At 72.3% G+C, this 9930-nt stretch carries 8 protein-coding genes and 2 pseudogenes; 8 read left to right on the top strand and 2 right to left on the bottom strand.

Annotated elements, in window-relative coordinates:
• Positions 1–347 precede the first annotated feature (347 nt).
• The 5 genes and pseudogenes from Q4V64_RS55995 (at position 348) to Q4V64_RS54300 (ending at position 6269) form a co-directional block, all read left to right on the top strand.
• Positions 348–2598 (top strand): annotated as a pseudogene (locus Q4V64_RS55995) (helix-turn-helix transcriptional regulator).
• A 14-nt stretch (positions 2599–2612) separates the two neighbouring features.
• Positions 2613–3152, top strand: a pseudogene (locus tag Q4V64_RS55990) (XRE family transcriptional regulator).
• A 717-nt stretch (positions 3153–3869) separates the two neighbouring features.
• The gene (locus Q4V64_RS54310; RefSeq protein ID WP_303715392.1) at positions 3870–4526 is read left to right on the top strand and encodes a hypothetical protein; all 657 of its coding nucleotides are present in this window, start codon (positions 3870–3872) and stop codon (positions 4524–4526) included.
• A 229-nt stretch (positions 4527–4755) separates the two neighbouring features.
• Positions 4756–5745 (top strand): hypothetical protein, encoded by a 990-nt coding sequence (locus Q4V64_RS54305; RefSeq protein ID WP_303715390.1) that lies wholly within the window; start codon positions 4756–4758, stop codon positions 5743–5745.
• 368 nt (positions 5746–6113) lie between these two features.
• A complete protein-coding gene (locus Q4V64_RS54300; protein WP_303715388.1) occupies positions 6114–6269 on the top strand; it encodes a hypothetical protein in 156 nt (51 codons plus the stop codon).
• Between the two features lie 1159 nt (positions 6270–7428).
• Here the strand turns inward: Q4V64_RS54300 and Q4V64_RS54295 are convergent.
• A complete protein-coding gene (locus tag Q4V64_RS54295) occupies positions 7429–7701 on the bottom strand; it encodes a hypothetical protein (protein ID WP_303715386.1) in 273 nt (90 codons plus the stop codon).
• A 401-nt stretch (positions 7702–8102) separates the two neighbouring features.
• On the bottom strand, positions 8103–8432 hold the full coding sequence (locus Q4V64_RS54290) for a hypothetical protein (RefSeq protein WP_303715384.1): 330 nt from the start codon (positions 8430–8432) through the stop codon (positions 8103–8105).
• Between the two features lie 126 nt (positions 8433–8558).
• Here Q4V64_RS54290 and Q4V64_RS54285 point away from each other — a divergent pair, with 126 nt between their 5' ends.
• The 3 genes from Q4V64_RS54285 to Q4V64_RS54275 all read left to right on the top strand — a co-directional run bounded on the left by Q4V64_RS54285 (position 8559) and on the right by Q4V64_RS54275 (position 9891).
• Positions 8559–8738: a hypothetical protein gene (locus Q4V64_RS54285; protein ID WP_303715382.1), complete on the top strand. Its 180-nt coding sequence runs from the start codon at positions 8559–8561 to the stop codon at positions 8736–8738.
• Between the two features lie 19 nt (positions 8739–8757).
• Positions 8758–9300: a Mu transposase C-terminal domain-containing protein gene (locus Q4V64_RS54280; protein WP_303715381.1), complete on the top strand. Its 543-nt coding sequence runs from the start codon at positions 8758–8760 to the stop codon at positions 9298–9300.
• 171 nt (positions 9301–9471) lie between these two features.
• Positions 9472–9891, top strand: coding sequence for a hypothetical protein (locus tag Q4V64_RS54275; protein ID WP_303715379.1), 420 nt, complete (start codon positions 9472–9474; stop codon positions 9889–9891).
• The last annotated feature ends 39 nt before the right edge of the window (positions 9892–9930 follow it).

Raw genomic sequence — 9930 nt, 5'->3', positions numbered from 1 at the left:
GACACCAGCGTCTTGCCGGTCCCCGTCGCTGACACATACAGCCCGCGGGTGCCGCACGCCGCAGATGCCGTACCAGGCGCTCGACTGCTGCGCCTGGTCGGGGAAGAGCCGTGGCGCTTCGGGCGGCTCAAGAAGCGCCGCGGTCACCACAGTCATGCAGCTCTTCCTCGATCCGAAGCGGGCGGTGCCGGGGGAACCGGGACGGAACCGGCTGTGGCGGCCGTCGTTGAAAAGCCTCCCTTGATTCGCGGACCCTACCATTCGCACGCCGTCCGTACGTGAAATGTACGCGAAAGGTACGCGGGCCAGAGCGGTTCGTGGGGTAGGTCCGAAGGGCGGAGGTATCCATGTCCGAGTTGTTCGATCGCGGTGGACGCGCTGGTGGCCATGCCGGTCCCCGCTGCCGCCACCTGCGGAGCGCAGGCGGCTTCGCCAGGCTCACGCGCTCACCCTGGATGAGGTGGCCGCCGCCCTGGGCGTGCGGCGGGCGACCGTCGGCGGCTGGGAGTCGGGCAAGGCTGAGCCCCGGCCGCCGGAGCGGAGGCGTACGCGCGCCTGCTGAAGCAGCTCGCGCAGCTCTACCCGCCCCGAGGACGCCGGTGCCCCGCAGGAGGAGACCACGAGGCCGCAGACTCTCACCACGCAGGCGTCCGCAGCGCAGGCTCAGCCCCCGGCCGGGGCGCCGGAGGCCACGGCCGGGGCCGACAAGTCCCCGTCCGCTCCCCGCGGCTGCTGCCGCGGGCGCCGTGGCGCGCATCCGCGTGCCGTCCAAACGCCGCACGCCTCGCGCCGCCCGGGCATGAAGAAAGCTGCCCCGCGGCCACCCGTGTGGGATGAGTACGCGCACGGCCCGCTGCTCGTCCTCGACGCCGACTCCGACCGGCGGGTGAGCGGCTACGGCATCGGCGGTCTGATCCTGGACGTGCCCGCCAAGTCACTGCCCGCGCTGGTGGAGTGGACACTGGCCAAGGCGCAGCTAGGGGCGGAGAGGCTGCACGGTTCGGGCAAGGACGCCGACCCGCTGCTGGTGCTCACCGAGGCCGCGTGTGAACGCTACGGGCTGCCCGCTGCCCTGTCGGAGTCCGAGCGGCTCGCCGGGCGGCTCCCGGAGGGGCACAAGGTCATCAGGCAGCTTGAGCGCGCCGACTGGCAGCTGACCAAGCGCGGGTTCGGGCCGTGGGCGCGGATCTACCGCCCCGCCCAGGGCAGCCGTCGGCAGTGTGTGCAGCTGTGCATCCCCTCGTGGCGTGCCCTGGACGACCGCGCCTGGGGACATGCCGCGCAGTTGGAGCCCGCAGAGCTCGCCCGGGTGCTAGGCGTGTACGCGGCCCGGGTGATGACGCCGGTCGGCTCCACCGCTGTGACGGGGCTGCAGCTGATGACCGCGCTCAGCCCGCCGACCCGCGCGAGCGAGCCGGACGAGACCGGAAAGCGGCACGCCGAGCACCGGCCCGGATCGGCTGGGAACCGACCGATGGACCCGGCGCCGTGCAAGGCGAGTAAAGCAAAGACCTACCAGTACCCTGGCCCACCTGCCCCGCTTCCACGTGCGCGGGCCCGGCGAGAGGCTGTTCGAGGAGGCCTACGACTGGGCGCGGGACCTGACTGATGACGAGTGCATGAAGCGCTGCCTGAGTCAGCCTGGATGTGAACCTCGCCTTCGGTGCGGCCGCCAACGGCGCCGTCGTCGGTCTGGCCTCGCCGCCCATCTGCATGTCACCCAGCCGGACTTCAATAGGGCGTGCCACTACTGGCTGGTCGAGCCTCTACCCACGTCGACCTCGCCCGGGTGCAGGTCGGCGAGCAGTGGCGCGAGCTCGACGGCGAGTTGCTGCCCAGCCCGTTCACGCCGACCGGTGAACGGCCCGAGGGTCCGGCCTGGTACGCCACCCCGACGGTCGCCTACGCCGTCGAACTCGGCTACGACGTCGCGCCGCTTCAGGCCTGGGTGCGTCCCGAGAGCGGCCGGTTCCTGGACGGCTGGTACAAGCGGCTGCGCGACGCCTACGTCGCCACCATGGCGGACCTGGGCGTAGCGGAGAAGCTGCCCCCGCACGAGTTCCTGACGGCGATGGACGGCTACAAGCAGCGTGACCAGGAAATGGCGATCGTCGTGGACGCCGTGAAGATGACCGTCAAGGGCGGCATCGGCAAGCTGCGGGAGAAAGCGCGCGGCGGCGGCTGGAAGCCAAAAACGCCTGGCCCGCACTGGCCCGTCCGACCTGGCGGCCGGACATCCGCGCCGCCGTCATCTCCCGGGCCCGCATCAACATGCACCGCAAGATGCTCCATCTGGCGGCTCCACGGGGCAGTATCCGGTCGCGGTCCTGTCCAAGTACGCCGTGTACGCATCCGACGGCCCCAGCCCCCTGGACGTCCTGCCCTACGACAGCAACGGCAAGACCGTGCCGGGCTCGTTCCGGCTGGGGGTGTGCGCCGGGGATCGTCGGCAAAGCATCCGAGCGTGCTGTGGGGTGCGGATGTCCTCGAGCAGCTCGACGCCGACGGCAAGACCGCCAACCTCGCCGCTACATCAAGACCGGCGAGGTCACCGCCAAGGACACCGGAGAAGTCGGGAGACGTTTACGGCGATCGTAACAGTCGGGGACGAACTGACAAGGCGGTGCAGGGCCAGCGCTGCACGCGTCCTGTCCGAGTCGGCCGGGGCGCAGATGCGTTACCTGGTCCGGCAGCATCAGCGCAGTACCCGGCGCGTGGCCGAGGCTGCTCGGCATCAGCCAGCGCACCGTCGAGCGGTATGTGAAGAACCAGATCAAAAAGCCCCGCCGGAGCTCGCGCCGAACGCCTCGACGTGAGGTTGGCGTGCGCTGGCAGCCACAGGTCAGGGCCAGGGCGAAGCAGGCCGCGGCCACCACCAGCAGCGTCGTCCGATCGATGTCCAGGCCCGGTTCGGCTACACCGCGGCCCCCGGCAGCACCGACGACGCCCGCGTGCGTCACCTCACCCTCGCGCTGCCGCCCGGCCACGCTGCCCGTCTCTTCCAGGCCCAGGAGGCCGGTCTCACCGAGGACGAGCTCCGCCAGATCGCCGCCGAGGCCCTGGGCGAGGTCTACTTCCGCGACAACGGCCGCCGCGCCCAGGGCCTCGAAGTCGAACTCACCGACCTCCTCGACCTCGAGTTCGAGCTGTAGCCGGTCAGGGCGCTGGACAGGAATCAGGACAGGCATCGGGGAGAGCTGTGGCAGCAGGGGTGTTGCGGACCGTGCCGCTGGCCGGGGAGCTGACCGCGTCACTGATCAACCGGGTTGCGGACCGCTACGGTCTGGCGGCCGCCAGCGTGCTGCGGCTATGGACGTGCCGCAACTCCCCCACCCCGCACGACGGCGGCGTGCGAGCCGACGCAGAGGTCGTGCTCAACGAAGCCGGGCGGGGTGTGCTCGCCGAGCTGTGCGGCGTGGAACCGGCGGTGCTGGCGCGCGCTTTGCCCGCCTTCACCGTGGACGACCCCGAGATCGAGTACCGGGCGGGAGCCGAGCCCTGGCGCAGGCGCGGTGGCGGGCGGCGGGCACGGTGGCGGGAGAAGCAGCGTTCGGCTGCCGGTTGTGCGCCGCGGCAGGCACTGCGGGCGGTGCGGTATCTGCCGCGCTGGCAGCGAGTATGTGTCCGGCACGGACGGCGCTCTGGACGCGGACGCCGACCAGCCGCTGGAACAGCGAACCTGCGCGGTGTTCCGGAGGTGGTCGTCGCGCAGCGGCAGTGGACGGGGGTGGCACGCCGGTCGTGCGGGCCGCGGCGGAGCCCGGTCAGGTGTTCGCCCTGGCGCACGCGGTCGTGGCCCGGTGGTGAGAGGCCCTGCACTGGGAGCAGGAGGAGATCTGGCCGCACAGGCTCGCCGGGTGGCTCGAGGCGTGGGCACGGATCTTCAGCGGTGGCGGATCGTGGGCCGGGACCCGGTCACCTTCCCGGAGGTGGTGGCCGTGGCCGACGCGCTGCTGGACCCGGCCATGGCCGAGCTGGTGTGGAGGGACAGCGGCGCCGGGCGGCCGCGGCCGCTGCCCGCCGACGGGGCGTTCTGCCGCCGGCTGGGCGAGCGGGTGGGACGCAACTGGCTGGGCCCGCTGTCGGCGGTGGACTACGGCGGGCCGCTGCTCACCTGGATGGGCGCTGTCATCCGTCAGCGGCGCGGTGAAGGCGGGCCGACCGGGTGGAGGGACGATCCATGGCGGCTGCAGCGGGAACAGCAGCCCGCCACGATGGCCTGCCAGCTGCGCGTGATGGCGGCCGAGCAGCAGTCGGGCGGCTCGGGCACCCGGTGGCGGGCCACAGTGAGCGCCGAACACCGTTTCCAGATACAGCAGATGATCGGCGAGGCGCGGGAGCAGCGACGACAGCTACGGGGCGTACACCAGCGGCACCACTGCCGAGGTGGCCCGCACGCTGCTGGAGCACCTCAGCCACAGTGCCGCCCTGATCGACCAGGCCTTGGTGGACACCGCCGCTGCGGCTGTCGCCGCCGGGGTGGCGCTGGACGAGGTGGCCGCCTGGTCACGCCTGCCCGTTCATGAGCTGGCAGAGATCATCACCGCGGGCCAGGATGAGGAGTGACGCGATCGGCGGCCGGTGTGGTGTGTGTCAGCCGCCGTACGCCGCAGCCCCGGCCGCAGAAAGGATCTGGCCGGTCTCCCCGGGAGGATGGGTGATGCCATGTTGCGGGAGGACTGCTGCGTGTGGCCACTAGGCTGAGGCGGGGCCGCAGGTAGGCAGCGGCCCGGGGACCGGCGCCGAGGGAGCACGTTGAGTACTCATCCGGGTCCGGCGGCGGCGGGGGCGGACCTTGCCCAGCTGGCGCTCGACTTCCACCACACCCACCAGTTGCTGGATCCTGCCGCGCAGGGAGTGCAGTGGCAGGTGCGTCGCCGGCCGGCACCGGTGGGAAGCCTGACGGCCGTAAGGGGCCTGTACTGGAAGTCCGACAATCTGCGCGAGCGGATGGCAGACGAGCAGTCCTTCCCCGCCCTGGTGGCCGCCCAGCTCCTGGACGAGGACGGCCGGTTCACCTACGAGTTCGAGGAGTTCATCGAGTCGGCCTCCAGTGTTCTCGTCGTCGACCGGCTGCACGTGGAGGAAGCCTTCGCCGACCCTGTGGTCGTCGCGGGGGTGGTGGCCTCTGTCATCGACCGGCTGACGGACAACTACTTCGCCGTGGTCCTGCCCGCCAAGAACGCCTGCACGGACGCGGGTTCCGCTCTGCTCGCCGAGGCCGGCATGCTGCTGAGCGCCCAGGAGTTCTCCGACGAACTGCAGATCATCGACAATGCCCTGGCCGCTCCCGAACAGGCCGCGCAGCGCGTGCGCAGCCGTCTGCGCTTGCCTCGCTCGCCACGGCCAGCCGGCGGCGTGGGACGACGACGACGGAACAGACGCTCGTCGAGGACGGCGAGGAGGACGAGCTCACCGCGCGGACAGGTGCGGTGCTGCGGGTGGCGCTCGAGGAGTTGTCCGAGCAGATCTGGCAGGACGTCGCCGATGTGGGGGATGCGCCTGCTGGGCGCGGCGAGGGCCGTGTCCTGGGCTCGCTGCCGCCGATCACCTTTCACCAGGACCAGCAGTGGCGGCGGCAAATGGCCCGCTGTTTCGACGACCTGGCCGCCGAACTCGCCGAGACGGGCACCGTCCGCCCGCTGTGCACCGGCGATGGCCCTGCACCTGGGCATCGACCGGGCCAAGTCGCTGACGCGGAACCGGCCGCGCCTGGTCGCGGAAACAGTGCGAGTCTCACGGTGAAGACCGGCGCGACTTGACTGGGCCTGGTGCTCGACCGTCCTGTTCGAGGACCACGACGTCCTGATGCTGTTCGACGCGTCCCTGGACGGGATCAAGAGGACGCGGCAACGACATCAACCAGGCCCTCGGGCTTGCCAACCTGGCCGCTGCGGACTGGTTCGTGCCCTTCCGCCGGTCGCCACGACCCGACCGCGGCTTCCCGCCACTCCTGACCCGGCCGCCGCCAGGCCCCGGGCTGCAAAGGGTCAGCATGAAAGCCGCAGACTGAGTCTTTCCTTGGTGGGCCGACTCTCCGGCTCAGCCAGAGGCGGGCCCGAGACGGCTACGCTCAGGCTGCTGATGCGGCCGGGCGGGGGAAGTGGGGAGCAGTGGCCAAACGCGATGTGTGGGTACGCGTCGGTGACAACCTGGTGCGCGGTGACACCGTCGTGGGCGTCGCCGTGAGCGATCCGCACTACCACCACGAAACGTTCAAGATCATGCTGAAGGTCACGGGGCACCGCGACCACCTGTGGCTCGACTGAGGGGTCCGCGATGACGACCAGTGGCGAGTCGAACGCGTTCGCAGACGCCTTCGTCGACACACTCGCGCGCGGTGCGGCGATATGCCGTCCGGCGCCCTGATCCGGTTCGGTTCCGGCGAAGACGACTCGGGATGGGTGCTGTCGTCTCTGGGATAGCGGCGCAGCCGATCCGGCGCCTGCTCACCTGGCGGCCCGGACGGGAAAGTGCAGAGATGCGCACTGACACCAGCGCGCCCCAGGCGGCATCCTGGCCCCCGCACAGGACAACCGGTTCTCGCGGCAAGGCAGTTGGAGTTACTGGCCGGTTCTCCTGCGCGCCATGGCCGGTATGACGTTGTGTGGAGCACGTGATCATCGACAGCAGCCAGACGGCTTACCTCCGTGGCAGTGTAGCCGGGTGCCGGAACCGGTGGTGGAGGCAGAGTTAGCCGAGGGGAACAGCACTCTCGTGCAACGCCGCTGGGTCGAGGCCGCCGCGGCCGTTGGCTGGAGCAGATCCAGCCGGTGGCGGCCTTCCCGGTGGTGCCCGGGCGCAGGTCGGGGGACCGGGCTGGTGGTGGTCGGCCGCCGCCAGCAGTAGCGTCCGCACGGGTCACAGGCGATGTGCATGCAGCTGATGATTTGAGGACCGTGATCCGCAGGTGGTGGGGTTGTCGGCGCGGCCGGTGCGGCTGATCTGGCGTGATCCCGGCACCGGGCGCGTGCTGACGTGGGTGCCGCAGGTGTTCGCCCGCTACGCCGACGGGCGTGCTCTCGTGGCTGACTGTCCCGCGAGCACCGGCAGGCCGTGCCGCGCGCGCGGCCGCGGTGCTGGGGGCGGCGTGTGCGGCGGTGGGGTCCGCCTACCGGCGGCTGCTGGCGCCGGATGCGGTGGTGGCGGCGAACGTGCGGTGGCTGAACCGCCATCCGCTCCGCGATGCGGGCGGGCTGGAACAGGCGGTGCTGGAGGCGTTCGCCGCCCCGCGGGCTTTGATGGCGGGGGCCGCGGCGGCGGGTGGTCCTGAGCACGCTGCCGGTGCCTGCCGCGCGTTGTGGAGCGGGCGGTTGACCGCGGACCTGACCCGGCCGCTGGGCGGGCACCCGCTGCGTGCTGCCCGCCCGTCGATCCGGCCGCGGACGGCAGCGAGCGGGAGCGACGAGCACGTTGAGCGGGCACAAATCAACCACCCTGATGGGCGGGGTGTTGGGGTGGGGTGCGCGGGTCGAGTTCGAGGGCCGCGCCTGGCAGGTGAGCGGTCTGGTCGACGGGCCAGGGCGGGGTCTGGCCGCCGATGACGGGCCACGGGGTGTGTGCTCGGCAGCCCGTCTGGTGACCGCTCGCGGCTTCAGGATCGTCGGGCAGGCCGATCCTCAGTTTCCGGCGGCCGAGACGTAGGGCGGCGCTGCCGGTGGCGGCCCGCGAGCAGGCTTCTTGCGTGGCGGCGTCAGGCACATCCGCGAGATCGAGACCGGGCTGCCTGGCGGGCCGGGCAGCGGCGGCAAGGTGCGGGGAGCGTAGACCGGCGGCGCGGTTCACGCTCGCCGAGCGCGAGCACGCCAAAGCGGCAGAGTTGGCCGCGCTGGGCTGGACGAGGGTCAGCCGGGCGACCGTGCAGCGGATGCGGCTGGCCTACCACCGCCAGGGGCTGCTCGCTCTGGTGGACCGGCGGTCCCTGCGCGGCCGGTCAGGCACAAGACGACGAGCGGGTGGTGGCCGCCGTTTTGGAGGCGCTGCGCCTGTGTCGCGGCCGCAAGGCGACCACGGTGAAGCAGATCATCGAGCTGGCGGGAACAGATCGTGGCGGACCGGCACGGTCCGGGGCAGGTGAGGCCCGCGAAGAGCGTTGGTGCCGGTCAGGTGAAGGCACTGGCGGATCCGGCCGAGCCGCAGGGCAGCCCGGCGCGGACCGCCGCCCGGCCCGGTCCCGGCTGGGGCGGTGCGCCGCCTGCGTTGCGGCCTGCGGAGCGGGTGCCATGTCGCCACCGCTGCGCTGGGTGTGCCGTAGTGGTGCGGACGGCCGTGCGGTGGCGGTCGGTGACCGCGGCGGTGGACGGGGCCACGGGCTGTGTGCTGGCCGCCCAGTGGTGCACGGCCGGCAGGCGGTGCCTGCAGTTGCCGGTGCTGCTGGCCGAGATGGCCGTCCCGCGTCGTGCGTCCTGGCTGGCGGGAGATGCTGCGCGCACGGCGCAGAGTCGGCTTCCGGGCACCATGGGTGTGGAGGCGCGCCTGGAGGCGGCGGCGGTGCGGCCGGTGGCCGTCCGAGACGCTGGTCTTCGATCCGGCGACAGCCAGGCATATGGTTGCTCAGCGTGTGCGAAAGCCTCGGTGTCAGCCTGGAGGCCGTCTCGGCGCGGCAGGGGGGCCGGGCGGTTGCGGAAACCGTCCGGGTGCTCGCCGGGCTGTTCACCCGGCATGCCGCCGGGGTGGCCGCGCCGCCCGGCCGGCCGGGCCCGGCGATGACGGCCTGGGGCAGCCGCAAGCCGTGCTGAGCATGCTGCACCTCAGGATGTGCTGGATGAGTGGATCACCGCCGTGTGGCACACCCACCAGGAGGCGTTGCGGCACCCGCTGATGCCCCGGGCGGTGCTGAGCCCGGATGAGATGTGGCAGGTGCTGCTGGGTGCCGCCGGAGTGGTGCCGCTGCCGCTGGGGGCCCGGCACTTCGCCGAACTGCTGCCCGCGGGGCGGCATGCGGTCACCGAGGCGGGCATCCGGCTGGGGCGGCGCCGCTACGACGCCACCTGTCTGGATGAGCACCGTGGGCGGTCCTGCCCCACCACGGACGACGGCCGGTGGGAGGTGCACCACCACCCCTACGACGTGCGGCAGGTGCACATCCGGCTGCCCGACGGAGACCTGCACCCGCTGGCCTGGACGGACAGCACCCTCAGCCTGCGGCCCTTCGACGCCACCGTGCACCAGCGCACCGCGCAGACGGTCACCGCCCGCACCCGCCGGCCCGGAAACCAGCCGACGTCACCGGTCGACGACTCCGGCACAGCCGAGCAGCGCGCAGAGAGACCGAAGCGGCCGCGCCAGCTTGGTCCTTGACGGAGGGCCCGGGCGTGGCGGAGGTGTCCGTGCAGGGACGCCGGGCAAGCGAGAAGGGCCCGCGGTCGGTGTGGGACGCGCAGGCGGAGGCCGGGCAGTGGTGAGCGCGCCCGCCCGCCCGGGCCGCCCGTGGCCGCCGGCAGCAGCAGGCAGGTGAAGCTGGGCGCGTATGTGACTTTCCAGAGCCGGCCCTGGCAGGTGGTCGCCCTGATGGGGGCGTCGGTGACGCTGGTCGACGAGCAGGGGCAGACCGCGTCGATGCTGGCCTCGTTCCTCTTCGCCGACCTCACGTTCACCGTGGCGGGCTCCCCGGCCGCCGCCGTGCCGCCGTGGGGGCTGCTGGAGACGGTGCCCGAGCGGGAGCGAGAGCGGGCCCTGGCCTGGCAGCGGCACATCCGCGAGATCGAGACCGGGCTGCCCGACGGCCCGGCAAGCAGCGGGATGCCGCGGCCCGAGTACGACCCGCAGCGCACGTCGATGGCCGAGCGGGAGCAGGCCAAGGCCGAAGAACTGGCCCGGCTGGGCTCCCCTGACGAAGGTGAGCCGGGGCCACCGTGCGCCGCGTGCGCGCCTACCGCGCCCACGGTCTGATGGGGCTGATCCCCCGCCAGCAGGCGGAGCCGTGCGACG

Source organism: Streptomyces sp. NL15-2K, assembly GCF_030551255.1.
Taxonomy (GTDB): Bacteria; Actinomycetota; Actinomycetes; order Streptomycetales; family Streptomycetaceae; genus Streptomyces.
This window is presented reverse-complemented; position numbering and strand designations above follow the sequence as displayed.